Here is a 20,812-nt window from a genome sequence, read left to right as displayed (position 1 = left end):
TAGCAACCGAATGAAATGAATATATAGAATTTTACTGAAACTTTTTCATCACATTTATGCATGTTTTTCTAAGTTCCCAATACCAAACAAAGAGGCCTTGCTCTTTCGAGCAAAGCCTCTTCCTGTTGAATCTAAAATTGTCACCTCATCAACTAGTTTGTCGATGTCACCTCAATTTTAGTCTTCGCTTTTTTTGCGTTTTGCAAGTCCCGCAAGTCCAACCATACCAAGTGCAGCACCTAACAATGCAGCAGAAGCTGATTGATCTTCACCAGTTTCAGGAAGTGCTGGAGCTGGTGGAGTTGTTGGTGTTGGCGGTGTTGGTGGTGTATTTGGCGGTGTTGTTGGTGGTGTTGGTGGTGTATTAGGTGGTGTTGTTGGCGGTGTTGGTGGTGTATTAGGTGGTGTTGTTGGTGGTGTATTTGGCGGTGTTGTTGGTGGTGTTGGCGGAATAACAGTGTTGTTAAACTCTGTATCTTCTGGCAACTGAGTAACAGCCGTCAATACTTTACCGTCTTTATTAATCATAATACCCACAGTAGCAACCATCTTATCGTATTCAACGCTAGAATCTGTGCCACGGATTTCTTCTACATGGTAGAGATGAGTTCCTTCTTCACCACGCTTGAATTCAAGTGCTGAGAATTGGATCTTACCAGCCGCATCATTAGTTACGGTTTCGATCACATTTCCTTTTTCGTCCTTAAGAACGAAGCTGAATTCACCAGCCTTCAACTCACGACCTTCCAATTTCTTAGTGAATTGGAATTGAACCTTAACTGGAATGTTGACTACACGTTTTTCCGTTGGTTTTTCTGGTTTTTCTACAGACTTCTTAGTTGGATCGTATTGGTGTACGATTTGTGAAGCTGTATTTTCAATGTCCACACCCTCTTGAGCAGATTGTTTAATTTCTGCAGGGATTTCAAACTTGTAGTAACGTCCGAAGGCCAACTTAGTTGTGTCGATCACTTGTGTATTTTCTGCGTCTCCAAGTGACTTAGTCAAGTCTGCTTTAGAAGTTGCAGTAATCACACCGTTTTCAACCTTGATATCAAACTTAGCTGTTACATCTTCTCCTGTTACAGAGTCGTATGCCTTAATATCAGCTCCGTTGACATTCAAGTTTGCACTGTCATATTTATCTGTAACACCAACAGATTGAATATTGTGTGCTTCAGTGAATTTAGTTGTATCCAACCATACTTGGTAGTATACTTTATCACCCTTCTTGAGTGTCTTCGTATTGATATTTTGAGCTTCGTTGTTATCAGTCTTATCAACGTAAGGATTTGCGTTTGTATCCGCAACCTTATCCTTCAACTCACTATCATCGTCGAGAAGTTTAGTTCCTGTAAGATCGAATTTAGATTCGTTCAGGATGTATTTCTCTGGGTTGAATTCTGGAGTTTCTGGTGGGCGAACTGTATTGTTGAATTCTTTATCTGCTGGATCCGTTACCTTAGTAAGGAGAGCTTTCGCTGTTCCATCATGAGATACCTCAACTGTTACAACTGCTTTCATCGTGTCATAAGTAACTGTTGCATCAGTTCCTTTAACTTCTTCTACAGTATAGTTGTAAGTACCTTCTTGACCCTTCTTGAATTCAAGAGCTGAGAACTTAACGTTACCAGATGCATCGTTCTTCACAGTTTCAAGAGTCTTACCATCTTTATCCTTAAGAACAAAGCTGAATTCGTTAGCTTTAAGCTCACGGCCTTCCATACGTTTAGTGAAGTTGAATTCAACTGAAACAGGGATGTTCACAACACGTTTTTCAGTTGGTTTGTTTGGTTTCTTCACTGACTTGCTTGTTGGATCGTATTGGTGTACGATTTGAGCTGCAGTGTTTTCAATATCCGCACCACCTTTAACAGTTTCTTTCACTGTTGCTGGGATGTCGAACTTGTAGTAACGTCCAAAGGCAAACTTAGTTGTGTCGATGACTGGGGTATTTTCTGCGTCTCCAAGTGACTTAGTCAAGTCCGCTTTAGAAGTTGCAGAGATCACACCATTTTCAACCTTGATATCAAACTTAGCTGTTACATCTTCGCCTGTTACAGAGTCGTAAGCTTTGATGTTTGCAACATTAATGTCAAGTTTGTCTTCTTCGTAGTCATCAGTAACACCAACAGATTGGATGTTGTGCGCTTCAGTGAATTTCGTTGTATCCAACCATACTTGGTAAACAACCTTATCGCCACGGTTCACTGTCTTGGTGTTGATGTTCGCTGCTTCATTATTATCAGCTTTATCAGCGTAAGGATTTGTATTTGTTTCTGCAATCTTGTCTGCCAATTCTTTATCATCATCAAGAAGTGATTTACCAGTAAGGTCGAATTTCTCAGCGTTCAAGATGTATTTCTCTGGGTTGAACTCTGGAGTTTCTGGAGGAGTCACCTTGTTGTTAAATTCTTTATCCGCAATGTCGCCTACAGTCGCGATCAGAACTTTAGCCGTTCCGTCGTGTTTCACTGTAACTGTTACATTCGCTTTCATTGTGTCGTATGTAACGGTTGCGTCGCTTCCTTTAACTTCTTCTACTGTGTAGTTGTGAACGCCTTCTTGACCTTTCTTGAATTCAAGTTTAGAGAACTTAACGTTACCTGAGGCATCGTTCTTAACTGTTTCAAGAGTTGTACCTTCTGAATCTTTAAGCACGAAGCTGAATTCATTGGCTTTAAGATCACGACCTTCCATACGTTTAGTAAAGTTGAATTCTACTTCAACTGGCACGCTGTTTACACGTTTTTCAGTTGGTTTGCTTGGTTTTTCAACCTTCTTAGTCGTTGGGTTGTAGTAGTTGACTACTTGAGCCGCAGTATTTTCGATATCTACTCCGCCAGGAACATCAGCTTTCACTGTTGTTGGGATGTCGAACTTGTAGTAACGTCCGAAGGCGAATTTAGTTGTGTCAATGATTTGTGTGTTTTCCGCGTCGCCAAGTGACTTCGTGAAGCCATCTTTAAGGGTTGCAGTAATCACACCATTGTTCACAGCGATATCGAATTTAGCTGTTACATCATCACCTGTTACTGAATCGTAAGCTTTGATCTTAGTAGAATCAAGTTCCAACTTCGTTTCATCGTAGTCATCTGAGATTCCTACTGATTGGATGTTATCCTTGTTAGCTGCGTCGAATTTAGTTGTATCCAACCATACTTGGTAAACCAACTTGTCACCACGTTTAACAGTCTTGGTATTGATGTTTTGTTTTTCGTTGTTTGATGCATCGTCCGCATATGGGTTCGCATTGGTATCTGCGACCTTGTCTGCCAACTCTTTATCGTCATCAACGAGCTTGTCGCCTGTGATATCGAATTTCTCTTCAGAAACAACGTATTTCTCTGGTTGGAACTTAGGTTCTTCTGGAGGAGTTACACGGTTGTTAAATTCTTTATCAGCGATTTCGCCTACAGTAGCGATCAGAACTTTAGCCGTTCCATCGTGTTTCACTGTAACTGTTACATTCGCTTTCATTGTGTCGTATGTAACGGTTGCGTCGCTTCCTTTAACTTCTTCTACTGTGTAGTTGTGAACGCCTTCTTGGCCTTTCTTGAACTCAAGTTTAGAGAACTTAACATTACCAGAAGCATCATTGCTTACAGTTTCAAGAGTTGTACCTTCTGAATCTTTAAGTACGAAGCTGAATTCGTTAGCTTTCAACTCACGGCCTTCCAAGCGTTTAGTGAAGTTGAATTCCACTTCAACTGGAACGTTGTTTACACGTTTTTCAGTTGGTTTGCTTGGTTTTTCAACTTTCTTAGTCGTTGGGTTGTAGTAGTTGACTACTTGAGCCGCAGTATTTTCAATATCCACACCACCAGGTACATCAGCTTTCACTGTTGTTGGGATGTCGAACTTGTAGTAACGTCCGAAGGCGAATTTAGTTGTGTCAATGATTTGTGTGTTTTCCGCATCGCCAAGTGACTTAGTGAAGCCATCTTTAAGGGTTGCAGTAATCACACCATTGTTCACAGCGATATCGAATTTAGCTGTTACATCATCACCTGTTACTGAATCGTAAGCTTTGATCTTAGTAGAATCAAGTTCCAACTTCGTTTCATCGTAGTCATCTGAGATTCCTACTGATTGGATGTTGTCCTTGTTAGCTGCGTCAAATTTAGTTGTATCCAACCATACTTGGTAAACCAATTTATCGCCACGTTTCACAGTCTTGGTATTGATGTTTTGTTTTTCGTTGTTTGATGCATCGTCCGCATATGGGTTCGCATTGGTATCTGCGACCTTGTCTGCCAACTCTTTATCGTCATCAACGAGCTTGTCGCCTGTGATATCGAATTTCTCTTCAGAAACAACGTATTTCTCTGGTTGGAACTTAGGTTCTTCTGGAGGAGTTACACGGTTGTTAAATTCTTTATCAGCGATTTCGCCTACAGTAGCGATCAGAACTTTAGCCGTTCCATCGTGTTTCACTGTAACTGTTACATTCGCTTTCATGGTGTCGTATGTAACGGTTGCGTCGCTTCCTTTAACTTCTTCTACAGTGTAGTTGTGTACGCCTTCTTGGCCTTTCTTGAACTCAAGTTTAGAGAACTTAACGTTACCTGATGCATCGTTCTTCACAGTTTCAAGAGTTGTACCTTCTGAATCTTTAAGTACGAAGCTGAATTCGTTGGCTTTCAACTCACGGCCTTCCAAACGTTTAGTGAAGTTGAATTCCACTTCAACTGGAACGTTGTTTACACGTTTTTCAGTTGGTTTGTTTGGTTTTTCAACCTTCTTAGTCGTTGGGTTGTAGTAGTTGACTACTTGAGCCGCAGTATTTTCGATATCTACTCCGCCAGGAACATCAGCTTTCACTGTTGTTGGGATGTCGAACTTGTAGTAACGTCCGAAGGCGAATTTAGTTGTGTCGATCACTTGAGTGTTTTCTGCGTCGCCAAGTGACTTAGTGAAGCCATCTTTAAGAGTTGCAGTAATCACACCGTTGTTCACAGCGATATCGAATTTAGCTGTTACATCATCACCTGTTACTGAATCGTAAGCTTTGATCTTAGTAGAATCAAGATCCAACTTAGTTTCATCGTAGTCATCTGAGATTCCTACTGATTGAATGTTGTCCTTGTTAGCTGCGTCGAATTTAGTTGTATCCAACCATACTTGGTAAACCAACTTGTCGCCACGTTTAACAGTCTTAGTATTCAAGTTTTGAGCTTCGTTGTTTGATGCATTGTCCGCATATGGGTTCGCATTTGTATCTGCGACCTTGTCTGCCAACTCTTTATCATCATCAACGAGCTTGTCGCCTGTGATATCGAATTTCTCTTCAGAAACAACGTATTTCTCTGGTTGGAACTTAGGTTCTTCTGGTGGAGTTACACGGTTGTTAAATTCTTTATCCGCAATGTCGCCTACAGTCGCGATCAGAACTTTAGCAGTACCATCGTGTTTCACTGTGACTGTTACATTCGCTTTCATTGTGTCGTATGTAACGGTTGCGTCGCTTCCTTTAACTTCTTCTACAGTGTAGTTGTGTACGCCTTCTTGGCCTTTCTTGAACTCAAGTTTAGAGAACTTAACGTTACCTGATGCATCGTTCTTCACAGTTTCAAGAGTTGTACCTTCTGAATCTTTAAGAACGAAGCTGAATTCGCTCGCTTTCAACTCACGGCCTTCCAAACGTTTAGTGAAGTTGAATTCCACTTCAACTGGAACGTTGTTTACACGTTTTTCAGTTGGTTTGCTTGGTTTTTCAACTTTCTTAGTTGTTGGGTTGTAGTAGTTGACTACTTGAGCCGCAGTATTTTCGATGTCTACTCCGCCAGGAACATCAGCTTTCACTGTTGTTGGGATGTCGAACTTGTAGTAACGTCCGAAGGCGAATTTAGTTGTGTCGATCACTTGAGTGTTTTCTGCGTCGCCAAGTGACTTAGTGAAGCCATCTTTAAGAGTTGCAGTAATCACACCGTTGTTCACAGCGATATCGAATTTAGCTGTTACATCATCACCTGTTACTGAATCGTAAGCTTTGATCTTAGTAGAATCAAGATCCAACTTAGTTTCATCGTAGTCATCTGAGATTCCTACTGATTGAATGTTGTCCTTGTTAGCTGCGTCGAATTTAGTTGTATCCAACCATACTTGGTAAACCAACTTGTCGCCACGTTTAACAGTCTTAGTATTCAAGTTTTGAGCTTCGTTATTAGATGCATCGTCCGCATATGGGTTCGCATTTGTATCTGCGTACTTGTCTGCCAACTCTTTATCATCATCAACGAGCTTGTCACCTGTGATATCGAATTTCTCTTCAGAAACAACGTATTTCTCTGGTTGGAACTTAGGTTCTTCTGGAGGACGAACAGTATTGTTGAACTCTTTATCAGCAGGATCTGTCACGTTTGTGATCAAGGCTTTCGCTGTACCATCATGACGAACTTCAACTGTAACGACAGCTTTCATTGTATCGTATGTAACGGTTGCGTCTGAGCCTTTAACTTCTTCTACTGTGTACTTGTAGGTACCTTCTTGACCCTTCTGGTATTTAAGGGCAGTGACAGTTTTACCAGCTTTATTGGTGTACTCTACTGGAGCAAACTTGATCTTACCAGCTTTGTCGTTGGTTGTAGTTGCGATCACAACATTGTCGCTGTCTTTCAACTCGAATGTAAATTCGCCAGCTTTAAGGTCGCGACCTTCCAATTTCTTAGTGAAGTTGAATTCAACTGAGATTGGAACACTGTTGACACGTTTTTCAGTTGGTTTGTTTGGTTTTTCAACAGTCTTACTTACTGGATTGTAGTAGTTAACAACTTGAGCTGCTTTGTTTTCAATATCGGCACCAGCTACAACATCGTCTTTCACTGTTGCTGGGATATCAAATTTATAGTAGCGTCCAAATTCGAACTTAGTAGTATCAATGATTTGAGTGTTTTCAGCGTCGCCAAGTGACTTAGTGAAGCCTGCTTTCAGGTTAGCTGTCAGAACACCATTGTTATCAGAGATATCAAATTTAGTTGTTACATCTGCACCAGTAACTGAATCGTAAACCTTGATATCTGAAGCATTAACAGTCAATTTATCCTTGTCGTAGTTATCTGTGATTCCTACTGTTTGGATGTTGTCTTTGTTGTTTGCGTCAAATTTAGTTGTATCCAACCATACTTGGTAGTAAAGTTTTTGACCACGTTCAACTGTCTTAGTATTCAAGTTTTCATCTTCGTTGTTGGCAGTTGTATCGACATATGGATTGGTGTTTGTTTCACCATATTTATCTGTCAATTCAGAATCGTCATCAACGAGCTTCGTACCTGTGATATCGAATTTCGCTTTAGAAACAACGTATTTCTCTGGTTGGAACTTAGGTTCTGTTGGTGGAGTGACACGGTTGTTGAATTCTTTATCGGCAGGTTCTGTCACGTTTGTGATCAATGCTTTCGCAGTACCATCATGACTTACTTTAACAGTTACAACTGCAGCCATTGTATCGTAAGTGACAGTTGAGTCTGTACCCTTAACCTCTGTTACAGTGTAAGTGTACGTACCTTCTTGACCCTTCTGGTATTTAAGGGCAGTGACAGTTTTACCAGCTTTGTTTGTGTAGTCAACTGGAGTGAACTTGAAGTTACCGTCTGCGTCGTTGGTTGCCGTTGCGATCACAACATTGTCGCTGTCTTTCAACTCGAATGTGAATTCGTTAGCTTTAAGCGCACGGCCTTCCAATTTCTTAGTGAAGTTGAATTCTACTGAGATTGGAACATTGTTTACACGTTTTTCAGTTGGTTTTTCAGGTTTTTCAACTTTCTTAGTCGTTGGGTTGTAGTAGTTTACAACTTGAGCCGCAGTATTTTCGATATCTGCACCAGCTACCACATCGTCTTTCACTGTTGTTGGAATATCGAACTTGTAGTAACGTCCAAATGCGAATTTAGTTGTGTCGATGACTTGTGTGTTTTCTGCATCGCCAAGTGACTTCGTGAAGCCAGCTTTCAAGTTAGCAGTGATCACACCGTTGTTCACAGTAATATCGAATTTATCTGTTACTTCTGCGCCTGTTACAGAGTCATAGGCTTTGATGTCAGCTTTATTAAGATTTAATTTAGCTTCATCATAGTTATCTGAGATACCAACTGTTTGGATGTTGTCCTTGTTAGCTGTATCAAATTTAGTTGTATCCAACCATACTTGGTAAACCAATTTAGAACCACGTTCAACAGTCTTGGTATTCAAGTTTTCTGCTTCGTTGTTTGATGCATCGTCCGCATATGGGTTCGCATTTGTATCTGCGTACTTGTCTGCCAACTCTTTATCATCGTCAACGAGCTTGTCACCTGTGATATCGTATTTCTCTTTAGAAACAACGTATTTCTCTGGTTGGAACTTAGGTTCTTCTGGAGGTGTTACACGGTTGTTGAATTCTTTATCAGCAGCATCTGTTACGTTGGCAACGATTGCTTTAGCTGTACCATCGTGTGAAACAACCACTTTAACAGTAGCAACCATTGTGTCGTATGTGACAGTTGCATCTGTACCAGGAGTTTCTTCAACTGTGTAGTTGTAAGTCTTACCAAGATCATCGCGACCAAATTTAAGAGTCTTGAAGACGATCTTACCAGCAGCGTCGTTCTTCACGCGTTCAACTTCAACGCCGTCTTTCTTCAATACGAATTCGAATTCCTTGGCTTGAAGTTCACGACCTTCCAAACGTTTCGTGAAGTTCATTTCCACTGGAACTGGAACACTGTTGACACGTTTTTGTGTTGGTTTTTCAGGTTTTTCAACTGTCTTGCTTACTGGGTTGTAAACGTGAACTGTTTGGTTGGCTGTATTTTCAATATCAGCACCAGCTTTAACAGATTCTTTCACAGTTGCTGGAATATCAAATTTATAGTAACGTCCAAATTCGAACTTAGTTGTATCGATAACAGGAGCGTTTACTTTGTCTTTGATAAATGCTTCCTTAGAAGTTGCAGTGATGGTGCCGTTTTCAACTTTGATATCGAATTTATTGGTTACTTCTGCACCAGTTACTGAATCGTAAGCTTTGATATCCGCTGCATTAACGTCCAATTTTTCTGCATCGTATGTATCAGATACACCGACGTATTGGATGTTGTTAGCTTCTGTGAATTTAGTAGTATCAAGCCATACTTGGTATACCAATTTAGAACCGCGTTCAACAGTCTTAGTATTCAAGTTTTCTGGTTCGTTGTTGGTAACACCATCAACATATGGATTGGCGTTTGTTGCTGTGTACTCGTTACCAGGAACATCATCGTCATCATCAGTCAATTTATGACCAGTGATATCATATTTTTCTTTGCTTACAACGAATTTTTCTGGTTGGAATTCTGGAGTTTCTGGAGGAGTAACTTTGTTGTTGAATTCTTTATCTGCAGTACCATCAGTAGCGTTACCACTGGCATCTTTACCACCAGTTGATGTCACGTTTGTAACAGTTGTCAATGAATGACCGTTCTTCGCAACTTCAACAGTCACTGTAGCCTTCATTTGGTCGTAAGTCATTCCAAATTCTTTATCTGCCGGAATCACTTCTTCTACAGTATATGTGTGGGTACCAACTTTTGTATTGTCGAATGACAATTCTGAGAAGGTAACATTACCGTCAGCATCATTCTGCACAGTTTCAACTTCTCTACCAGTTGAATCTTTCAATACGAAGCTGAATTCGCCTGCAGCCAATTTACGACCAGCCAATTTCTTAGTGAAGTCAAACTTGGTCACAACTGGTGAAACCACATAGTTGTTGAATTCTGTATCTTCAGGCATTGTAACAGCTGCGCTCAAGATACCTGTAGCTGCATTTTTGGTTACATTAACAGTTACGACTGCATTCATTGAATCGTAGTCGATGTTTGTATCTGTGCCAGCTACTTCACGTACAGTGTAAGTGTGTTCACCTACAGCGTTGTATTCAATCGCATCAAATGTGATAGATCCATCTGCTGCATTTTTCTTGGTTTGGATCACATTGCCATTTTCAAGCAATTCAAATGTGAAGGCATCCTTCGTAAGCTCTTTCCCTTCAAGACGTTTAGTGAACTTGAATTGAGCTTGCGTAGCAGCAGGTGTGAAGGTATTGTTGAACTCTGTATCTGCAGGAAGTGATTTGGTTGCTTTAAGAACATGACCTTCCTTCGTAACAGTAATGGTAACTTCCGCTTTCATTGTGTCGTAAGTCATACCAGTTTCTTTATTTTCTGGGATAACTTCTTCTACAGTGTATTTATGTGTACCAACTTGTGTGTTGTCAAAGGTCAAATCATCAAAGGCTACAACACCTTGTTTAGTATTGGTCTTTGTTTGAAGAGTCTTACCATTTGCATCTTTCAATACAAATGTAAATTCGCCTTCTTTCAACTCACGACCTGCAAGGGCTTTGCTGAAGTCGAAACGAGTCTTAACTGGAGCTACTGCAAAGTTGTTAAACTCTGTATCTTCAGGCATAGTCACCTTAGCAGTCAAGACACCAGATGCAGCATCTTTCGTAACGTTAACTGTTACGACTGCATTCATATTATCGTAGTCGATGTTTGTATCTGTTCCAGCTACTTCACGTACAGTATAAGTATGAGGACCTTCTTTATCGTAAGAAATCGCGTCGAATTGGATGGTTCCATCAGCCGCATTTTTCTTCGTTTGGATGACATTGCCTTTTTCAAGCAATTCAAATGTGAAGGCATCCTTAGTAAGCTCTTTCCCTTCCAATTTCTTAGTGAACTTGAATTGAGCCTGTGTAGCAACAGGGGTGAATGTATTGTTGAACTCTGTATCTGAAGGAAGTGTGTTAGTTGCTTTAAGAACATGACCTTCCTTAGTAACAGTGATTGTTACTTCAGCTTTCATTGTATCGTAAGTCATACCAGTTTCTTTATTTTCTGGGATAACTTCTTCTACAGTGTATTTGTGTGTACCAACTTGGGTGTTATCAAATGTCAAATCATCAAAGGCTACAACACCTTGTTTAGTATTGGTCTTGGTTTGAAGAGCCTTACCATTTGAATCTTTCAATACGAAGCTAAATTCACCGGCTTTCAACTCACGACCTGCAAGAGCCTTCGTAAAGTCAAACTTGGTCTTAACTGGAGCGACAACGTAGTTGTTGAAGATTTTATCATCCGCACTTGCGGCAAATCCACCAGTACCACTGTATTTAACGGAAGCTTGCAAATCACCTTTAGAGTTCTCAGTGACAGTAACCTTCATCGTAACGGTCATTGCATCGTAATCAACGTTTGTATCTGAACCTGCTCTTTCAGTGATGGTGTAGAGGTAAGTACCAACTTTATTGAAAGTTAAGTTACTAAATGTCGCTTTACCGTTTTTGTTTGTAACAGTTTCTTCATATGAAGGAAGTGATTTGTTTTCATTGACTTCTTTAATCTTGAAGCTGAATTCACCATCAACAAGCACACGTCCTTCCAATTGTTTTTCAACTTCTGGAGTGACTGTTACTGGTTCTTGCTTCACGTAGTAGTAAACAGGTTGTTTATACGGTGTCAAAGAGTTAAGCAAGTCAACGTTTGTACCGATACCATTTACTCCACGAACCAATTGTTCATTAGGAGAAAGGTGACCAATGTTATCTCCCAAGAATGGAACAAAGACAGTCTTGTACGGTGTATATCCTGCAGCTTTTTGGAAGTCAAATGGAACTTCCTTACCATTTGCATAATTTACACCTTTACTATCTGTGAAAGGAATGGTGTTAAGAGGTGATTTCTTAACATTTAATTCTTGTTTGTTATAATCACCAGGTTTAATAGGCTTCGTTTCTGCTAGCAACATGTAGCCATCAGTGCTCAATGTACCATCAGAACGTTTGTTTTGTTGTTTTGGATCTAGAAGATAAACACGAACGACTACAGTTCCATCTTCACCTACGATTTCTTTAATCCGTTTAATCCCTGCACGCTCAGCGTCCATGAATCTCGTACCAACAGTGTAAGGACGGCTTACATAACCTGATTGATCATTTGCGTCAGCAGTTTGGTAAAGTTTGTATCCATCAAATTGGCGCTCTCCAGATGCTGTGAAGTTTTGACCTTCCATAGCTTTAAGAGTGTATGAAGCTAAGTCTACTTCATTACCATTTGCTTTATAATCTTGAACAGTTACATCAGTTTTATTCGCATTAAATGTTGGATTGTTTTTATCAACTACTTTATAGTAAGTTGTTTTATTAACTGATACTGGAATCTTGGCATTAGTATCTGTAATCGTACGACCGTTATAAGCTGGTTCTACAACATTGATAATATCTGTTGAGGTACGAGCAGCATAAACATCATCGTATAATTTTTTCTCATCCGGAGTAAGGTTATGTCCTGGAGCTACTAAAGCTTGGATACTTGCCCCAACTTCATACCCTAATTGGATGAATGGTTGGTCCGTTTTACCAGGGCCAGCTCCTGTACCTGGATCGTAATCAACTTGCCAAGTTAATTCTCCTCTAGATGCAGTAGCAGTAGTAGTGAATTTTTGAATACCACTAGAGGCAGTAATCTTTCTGGTTTCTACTACATTGCCAGTGTTTTTATCAATTAATTCAACTGTCGTATCTGTTGAGGCATCAAATCTCTTATAGGCACGTGTGTAGTAGTTTGTATTATAACGTTCATTGAAACGAGTAAGATCTACAATACTATAGGTGTAGACATCGCCTTCTTTAGCAGCGTAACCAGATGGTACTGTTTGTGAACGAACACTTGCACCGTTAGGATCCGTCATCTCAGGTGTAGCAACTTCACCGTCTTTTAGGAAAGTTGCTACAGCAACCGGCTCACTATTGTGGTCTGCAGTAGCACGACGGTTACGGCGACGGTTACTTACTGCTAAAGCCCCTGCATTTGTACGCTCTGTAGCAGCGTTTGCTACGGCCGCAGCAGCATCTGTACTTGTTGCTTTATCTGTTTGAGCAGCTGGTTCGGTACCAGTGATTGAAGCTGCTGGATTTACAGTAGCTGAAAAAGTAGTTGTTCCTGCTGGTGTAGCTGCTTCTTCTCTTGCAGCTGCTCTTTCTGAGCTTTCACCCGCTGCAGCACGAGTTGAAGTTGTTGGCGCTGTTGTAGAAGTTGCAGTAGTTGGTGCTGTTGTAGAGGCTGGTTTAGAGCTTAACTCTGCCTTATTTGTAACTGGTAGAGCGATTTCTGGCAATGAACCAACGTTTAGTGGTTTTGAAGCTTCTTCAGATTTTTTAGTTTCAGCTGTAGCTACCTGTTTTTCTGTAGCAGCTGGTGTTGCAGCCACTTCAGCTTTTTCGGTTGCTGGAGCTGGTGTTTCTGAAGTTGCAGCAACAGTCCCAGAAAGGTCAATTTTTGGAACTGATCCCCCTTCCCCGTATGCCTTAGAAGCAGCTGGTGCTTCTGCTTGACTTGACTCTGTTGTAGCAGGTTGTGCTGCTTCTGAAGCCGCAGTTCCTGCAGATTCAGATGCTACTGTTGCTTCATCCGCTGACGCAGATTGAGCCCCTGCAGCAAATAGTGCTGTTCCTAAAAGAACTGAACAAACCCCAACGCTATACTTTCGCAATGAAAAGCGCTGGCGCTTATTAAATACATCCTTCATTTATAGGATCTCCTTTTTCATATTTCATGATTCCATGATACAAATAAAATTGTAACATGATCGACACAGAGAATCAATGTGTCGAAATAAATATGTCATAATTCTGTAAAATTGTCATATTTTACACCGATTTTTTAATCGTTTTGTCACATTTTTTCCTAGCCGGTTCAATTTTTTTACACCAATTAAAAAAGCCCGAGAAAACAAAGTTCTGTTGTTTTCTTGGACTCTTCTATTTTATTTCACTTCGGAGATCAATCCGGTATCCACATCATACACAGCTCCTGAGATAATGACATCCTCTGGAATCAAAGGGGAAGCCTTGAGAAGCTTCATATCCTCGCGGACACTTTCTTCAATATCTTGAAAGGGGAGGAAATCGCGATCTCCCACATCTACTCCCAGCTCTTTCTTGAGATGCTGCCGGAAACCTTCGTTTTCAAAGGTTTGTGCCCCACAGTCTGTATGGTGCAAGACGACAATTTCACGGGTTCCCATTTGCTGCTGGGAGATAACCAAGGAGCGAATCATATCATCAGTCACGCGCCCTCCAGCATTCCGCAAAATATGGGCATCTCCAAGGGCCAGACCTAGTGCAGGCGCCACGTGAAGGCGGGAATCCATACAGGTCACGATGGCGACTTGTGTTTTTGGCTTAATCGGCAGACGGAGGTCTCCATGCAACGCCACATAAGCTTGGTTGGCTGTTAAAAAATTATCAAAATAAGACATGGCCTCTCCTTTATTCCTTTGAAATTCAAACCATCTATTATTTTACCATATCCACTCTTTTCTGTCAGGTGCTATCTGCATGTATTTGTCACATCGGAAAAGGCTCTAAACTTTTCCATTTAGAACCTTTTCTTCTATTGAAATACTTTTTTTAGGACTTCACTTAGTGTCGTCACACCGATCACCTGAATCCCCGATGGCGTCGTGATCCCAGTCAGAGAATTTTTTGGAACATAAATCTTGGTAAAACCGAGCTTAGCCGCTTCATTGATCCGTTGCTCGATCCGATTGACTCGGCGGACTTCTCCTGTCAAGCCCAGCTCCCCTACAAAACACTCCTGCGGGTTGGTTGGCTTGTCCTTATAGCTCGAGGCAATGGCTACTGCAACGGCTAGGTCGATAGCTGGCTCATCCAATTTGACACCACCAGCAGACTTGAGATAGGCATCCTGATTTTGAAGGAGCAAACCCGCTCGTTTTTCTAAAACCGCCATAATGAGGCTAGCCCGGTTAAAATCAAGTCCTGTTGTCGTCCGCTTAGCATTCCCAAACATGGTCGGTGTCACCAAGGCCTGCACTTCAGCAAGAATTGGCCGCGTCCCCTCCATGGTGACCACGATAGAAGAACCCGTCGCCCCATCTAAGCGTTCCTCTAGAAAGACCTGACTCGGATTAAGAACTTCGACCAACCCACCTGATTGCATCTCGAAGATTCCAATCTCATTGGTGGAGCCAAAGCGGTTCTTGACCGCTCTCAGAATCCGGAAGGTATGGTGGCGTTCCCCCTCAAAGTAGAGCACCGTATCCACCATGTGCTCCAACATACGCGGGCCCGCCAAGGTTCCTTCCTTGGTCACATGGCCGACGATGAAGATAGCAATGTTATTGGTCTTAGCCAGCTGCATGAGCTCAGCCGTCACCTCGCGCACCTGAGAAACCGATCCTTGGACCCCTGAAATCTCCGGAGACATAATGGTCTGGATCGAGTCGATGATAAGAAAGTCAGGTTGGATCCGCTCAACCTCTGCTCGTACGCTTTGCATATTGGTCTCAGCATAGAGATAAAACTCGCTATCGATATCTCCCAATCGCTCTGCTCGTAACTTAATCTGCTGGGCCGACTCCTCGCCACTAACGTAGAGGACCGTTCCCACTTGAGATAACTGAGTTGATACTTGTAAGAGTAGGGTTGATTTCCCAATCCCTGGATCCCCCCCGATAAGGACCAGACTTCCTGGGACCACTCCGCCCCCAAGGACGCGGTTGAATTCCTCCATCTCCGTCTTGGTCCGATGGACATTGATGGAAGTCACCTCAGCTAGTTTCATGGGTTTGGTCTTTTCACCTGTCAAGGACACCCGGGCATTCTTAACTTCTGCAACTTCGACTTCCTCCACAAAAGAAGACCAAGAACCACAGTTAGGACAGCGCCCTAAATACTTAGGTGAATTGTAGGCACAATTTTGACACACAAACGTCGTTTTTTTCTTTGCGATGATAAACCTCTTTCTAAATCTCTATCTCACACTCAATCACTTGGCAAAAATCAATGGTTTCATTCGGTACAAATTGACGCATGAGCATGCGATGGGCTACAACTACCACAGTTTGATGTTCCCGATACTTAGCCATGCATTCTAGAAAACGAGACTTCATCTCTATAGCTGTCTCATATTGAACAGGAGAATTTGGGAGCAACTCCCCCTTGTTTTCTAAAAACAGACATCTAGCTGTTTCAAAGTTCTCTATACCTGTTTCATAAACCTGCCATTCATGCAATAATGCCTCTACCCTCAAAGGTAGGCCCGTAGCACAAGCTAGATAAGAAGCTGTTTCTAAAGCTCGCGTCACTGCTGAAGCTACTAGCAGATCAGCTGATTGGAACAAGGGGTTTTGGCAAAGGTCCTTAGCCTGTTTCCTTCCCTTCTCAGATAAGGGAGCCAAATCTATCCCGAATCCAGTATAGGAATGCTCCTCTAACTCACGGTAATCTGGCTCCCCATGACGGATAAAAATAATTTTCATATTAAGATCCCCATAAAACTATTAATTCTCCTTGGTAGCTGACAAAACGGAAGCCTTAACACAACCTTTGCCATCTACCCCTATAAACTCTATGCTTTTAGCACCGTTTTCCTCTAAAAAATCTTTTAAATCTGGATTAGTAAAGCAAGAAGCCCGACGCTTCTCAAAGATACGAGAAGATACAAGCAGCAAGCCGGTCGCAAATTTCTTCTTCCTGTCTTTTCTCCCCCGTCAAGGACACACGCGCATTCTTGACCTCTGCAACCTCAACTTCCTCCACAAAAGAAGACCAAGCTCCACAGTTTGGACAGCGTCCTAGGTATTTGGGTGAATTGTAGGCACAATTTTGACAAATAAATGTCGTTTTTTTCTTTGCGATGATAAACCTCTTTCTATATCTCTATCTCACATTCAATCACTTGGCAAAAATCAATCTTCTCATTTGGCACAAACTGGCGCATGAGCATTCCGTGAGTTACAATGATAATAGTTTTATAATTTTTATATTTTTCCAAAGCTCTTAAAAAACGATGACGCATCTCTAGATCAGTTTCATAGCGATAAGGAGAATCTTCAGATAAACCTCCTTGATGTTTTAGATAATATTCATGAGCTACCAATACACTAGTTAAATCAGAGTTAGTGCCATCTAAGTCTGGACGCCACTCATGAAAAAACGGCTCCACAAATAAGTCCAATCCTGTTTCAACTGCTATATAATGTGCTGTTTCTAAAGCCCTCGTCACAGACGATGAAATAATAATCTCTGCCTTTCCAAAACATGCGGTTTTAGCAACTTCTTTTGCCAGACTGCGACCTTTTCCTGTCAATGGTGCTAAATCACGACCAAAACCACTATAGAGTTGCGGATTTTCGAGTTTATCAAGCATACTATAATCTGGCTCCCCATGACGGACAAAGATAATCTTCATCTTAGTGCCCTGTGCTTCCAAATCCACCAGTACGAACTCCGTCTGCTTCATCTCCATCTGCGATTAAAAATGGTGCAAAGACAGCCTGAACCACACGTTCCCCAACTTCAAGAACAACTTCTTGATCGGTGATGTTTTTCATCTGAGCAAAGATATGGCCTTCATTTCCTGGGTTGCCATAATAGTCTCCATCAATGACACCAACTGAGTTAATCAAGACCAGGCCTTTTTTGCGAGGGTTAGAGGAACGGTCATAGAGATAGAGCACCTCACCCGCTTGCATATAGGCCTTGACCCCAGTTGGAACGAGGACGATTTCCCCGGGAGCAATCACTGTACGTTCTGCCACTTTTAAGTCATAGCCGGCCGCATGAGCCGTCTCCCGTTTTGGCAGCAAGTCCTGATTGGTATAGCTTGATACAAGTTCAAATCCACGAATTTTTGTCATCATAATTCCTCTTTCATTCTAAAATGTTTCTATCTCTTCTATTATACCATCACTTTGCCCTAGCGTCTCCTCAATTCTACTATTCGTATTCTTTCAATAAAAACTTACTTTTCCGTCCTTCTTTTTTTGTAAATCGGTTGGTATTTTCGTGGTTATTTTCTGAAAGAGAACAAAAGTTGATGAAATCTCTTAAAAGTTCGTAATTCCTGCCTCATTTCATCAATTTTAGCTTGAAGCTACTCATTATTTTTGCTATAATTCCCTTTGTAGGGAATAATTTTAAAAGTAAAATATTTTACCCTATAAAATAATTTTATGGAGGTCGTGTCTCAGCACTCAATTCTTATTACCAACAGATAGGATTTGGACGTTCCTATCTTTAAGAGTACTCAGGCATTGATAACTAGGCACTAATTTTTTATGAAAAGGGAAGATAAGATGAAGAATAGAAATATTAAAATTTTCTCATTTGTCCTTTGTTTAGTCGCCATGCTTTTCGCTTTAGGTCTAAATCGCACTTCAGCAGAAACTCCTGGAGTGACCGTTAGCGGAAAATTGGTCGATACGATCAAAAATATCAAAGTTACCAATAATGAAGGTGGCAACCTTGATTGGGAATTACAACAATGGGCAACATTCCGAATTAACGCTGATTACGATTTGTCTGGAAAGAATGTTAAAGCAGGAGATTCAACTGTAGTTACAGTTCCAGATGCTTTAATGATTACTTCAGCTTCCTTTAAAATTCGTGATATCAATACAAATGAAATCATAGCGAATGCTGATGTAAACCCAGACAATAAATCCATTACAATTACCTATACAGATTATGTTGAAAAACACTCAGATACAAGTGGAAATTTCTTCTTCTATGCTCGTATAGATTTCAAAAAACACCCACAAAAAGGTGAAATTCCGATAGAAATCACCATTAACAAAGAAACAAAAGTTGGTGGTAAAGTATCATTTACTGGTATTGGCGATGGTAATCCTTATCTTTTAACAAAGACTAGTTGGGTTAATGAAGGTGATAAAAGAGAGGTCCAATACACTATTTCAGTCAATCGTACAAAACAAAACATCAAAGGTGTAACGATTGAGGACCACTTGCAATTTACAAATGCTTCTTACGTAAAAGATAGCATTAAGATTATTAAAGGTAAATTCTCATATGATACTGGTGAATGGGTATTCTCTGATAGAGTTGATGTAACAGACCAGCATAAGATTACAATTAGCGAAGATGGTCAATCATTTGTTATTGATTTAGGTGACATTACAGATCAAGATCAGTATCGTATTAATTATAAAGTTCGTTTAAATTATGATCCTGCCGACGGAGAAGTCTTGAAAAATGAAGCAACTCTTAAAGGTCTAGGTATTGAAAGCAAAAATGTAACTAATGCTGCTGCTGTTCAAATTGCTGGTGGTGCTGGTGTTGGTTATGTTTACTCAATCAATATCCATAAAGTAGATGATGCGAATCAACCACTTAAAGGTGCTAAGTTTAGAGTTGTTCGTCAAGCGAATAATCAAGTTATCGGTGAGTTTGAATCAGACGAAAATGGTAATATTGCTGTTGGAAAACTCTTAAAAGATAAATATATCTTAACTGAAATCGAAGCCCCTTCAGGTCATATCATTAAAGAAGCTGATACTGTAGTTAATGTTGAAGATTTTGGTGCTGATCATTCAGTAACGAAAACAATTATTAATCCGAAAGATAAGCCAAAAGAAACAAAAGCTACCATCGAACTTGATAAAACTCTTACCGGTCGTGATCTAAAAGACGGTGAGTTTAGCTTTGAATTGTACGAGGGTGCTAACAAGCTTCAAACTGTTACAAACAAAAACGGAAAAGTAACATTTGCACCAATTGAGTACACCGAAGAAGGTGAACACACTTACACTGTTAAGGAAGTAGCTGGAAATACCCCAGGTATTACCTATGACAAGACTGATAAACAAGTAACTGTTAAGGTGAAAAAAGATGGCGACAACCTGAAAGCAGATGTGGCTTATCCAGATAATAAAACCTTCTCAAATACTTATACGGCTCCTCAACCAGCAAAAGCTAAAATTTCAGCTAGCAAGATTTTAGAAGGTGCTGAATTGAAGAATGGTGAATTCAATTTCCAATTGTTGGATGAAACCGGAAAAGTTCTTCAAACAAAACAAAATGCTGCAGATGGTACAGTAACCTTTGATGACATTTCATATTCATCAGAGGACGCAGGAAAAACCTTCCACTACACGATTAAAGAAGTCATTCCTGAAAGCAAAGCAAAAGGAATGACCTACGATGAAGGAAGTATTGATGCGACTGTAACTGTCACAAAAGATGATGCAAGCAATACACTCAAAGCTTCTGTGGCATATGGTGATAAGACATCCTTCACTAACAAATTGGTAACCACTTCAATTCCACCAACTCCTCCAACTGTTGACAAACCTGAATTGAAACTTTACAACATTCTATTGCACAAAGCTAACGCAGATGGAAATGCTCTTGCAGGCGCCGTCTTTGGACTCTTTGAAGCAGATGGTACAACTCCAGTTGCCAACCCATACGGCGAAGGTCAAGCGACTGCAACTTCAGATGCCAATGGTCTCGTGACCTTTACAGGATTTGCAGCTAAAGATTATGTAGTGAAAGAATTGACCCCACCAGATGGCTACCAACCATCAACTGATGTCATTAAAGTATCAGCTAGCGAATTGAAAGCAGCTGACAACCTTGTAGTAGACAAGGGAACCGTTGTGAATAAACCATTTACCTCAATCCCACCAACACCACCGACTGTTGACAAACCTGAATTGAAACTTTATAGCATTCAATTACATAAAGTCAACAATGAAGGAAAACCACTTGTTGGAGCTATCTTTGGACTCTTTGAGGCAGATGGTACAACTCCAGTTGCCAACCCATATGGAGAAGGTCAAGCGACAGCGACCTCAGATGCCAATGGCCTCGTTACCTTTACAGGACTTGTAGCCAAGGATTATGTGGTGAAAGAAATCACTGCTCCAGAAGGCTACCAACTTTCTGAAGAAGTGATTACTGTTTCAGCTAGTCAATTGATTGCCTCAACTGACCAGGTGCTTGATCAAGGAAAAGTAGTCAATA

The 20,812-nt window shown here is 40.9% G+C and carries 7 protein-coding genes and 2 pseudogenes; 1 reads left to right on the top strand and 8 read right to left on the bottom strand.

What is annotated here, in order from left to right; genetic code table 11:
• Positions 1–177: 177 nt before the first annotated feature.
• The 8 genes and pseudogenes from QM830_RS10570 to QM830_RS10535 form a co-directional block, all read right to left on the bottom strand.
• Positions 178–13,548: an SspB-related isopeptide-forming adhesin gene (locus QM830_RS10570; RefSeq protein WP_414326953.1), complete on the bottom strand. Its 13,371-nt coding sequence runs from the start codon at positions 13,546–13,548 to the stop codon at positions 178–180.
• 237 nt (positions 13,549–13,785) lie between these two features.
• Complete coding sequence (locus tag QM830_RS10565; RefSeq protein WP_009731794.1) at positions 13,786–14,280, bottom strand: beta-class carbonic anhydrase; 495 nt, start codon at positions 14,278–14,280, stop codon at positions 13,786–13,788.
• 134 nt (positions 14,281–14,414) lie between these two features.
• Complete coding sequence (radA, locus tag QM830_RS10560; RefSeq protein WP_414326964.1) at positions 14,415–15,779, bottom strand: DNA repair protein RadA; 1,365 nt, start codon at positions 15,777–15,779, stop codon at positions 14,415–14,417.
• Between the two features lie 10 nt (positions 15,780–15,789).
• Positions 15,790–16,305 carry a histidine phosphatase family protein gene (locus QM830_RS10555; protein ID WP_414326951.1) on the bottom strand — a complete coding sequence of 172 codons (516 nt, stop codon included), beginning with the start codon at positions 16,303–16,305 and terminating at the stop codon, positions 15,790–15,792.
• 24 nt (positions 16,306–16,329) lie between these two features.
• Positions 16,330–16,530 (bottom strand): annotated as a pseudogene (locus QM830_RS10550) (isochorismatase family protein); the annotation flags it as partial.
• Positions 16,526–16,687: pseudogene (locus QM830_RS10545) on the bottom strand (DNA repair protein RadA); the annotation flags it as partial. The pseudogenes QM830_RS10550 and QM830_RS10545, both read right to left, overlap by 5 nt.
• Positions 16,688–16,697: 10 nt before the next feature.
• Complete coding sequence (locus QM830_RS10540; RefSeq protein WP_223141548.1) at positions 16,698–17,237, bottom strand: histidine phosphatase family protein; 540 nt, start codon at positions 17,235–17,237, stop codon at positions 16,698–16,700.
• A 1-nt stretch (position 17,238) separates the two neighbouring features.
• Entirely contained in the window at positions 17,239–17,685 is a 447-nt protein-coding gene (locus tag QM830_RS10535; RefSeq protein ID WP_009731797.1) for a dUTP diphosphatase, read from the bottom strand.
• 438 nt (positions 17,686–18,123) lie between these two features.
• On the opposite strand from QM830_RS10535, the gene QM830_RS10530 reads away from it, so the two are divergent.
• On the top strand, positions 18,124–20,812 hold a 2,689-nt coding region (locus tag QM830_RS10530; RefSeq protein WP_414326949.1), incomplete at its 3' end, for a SpaA isopeptide-forming pilin-related protein.

The sequence above is a fragment of the Streptococcus sp. OMI750 genome (assembly GCF_047463895.1).
Lineage (GTDB): Bacteria > Bacillota > Bacilli > Lactobacillales > Streptococcaceae > Streptococcus.
This window is presented reverse-complemented; position numbering and strand designations above follow the sequence as displayed.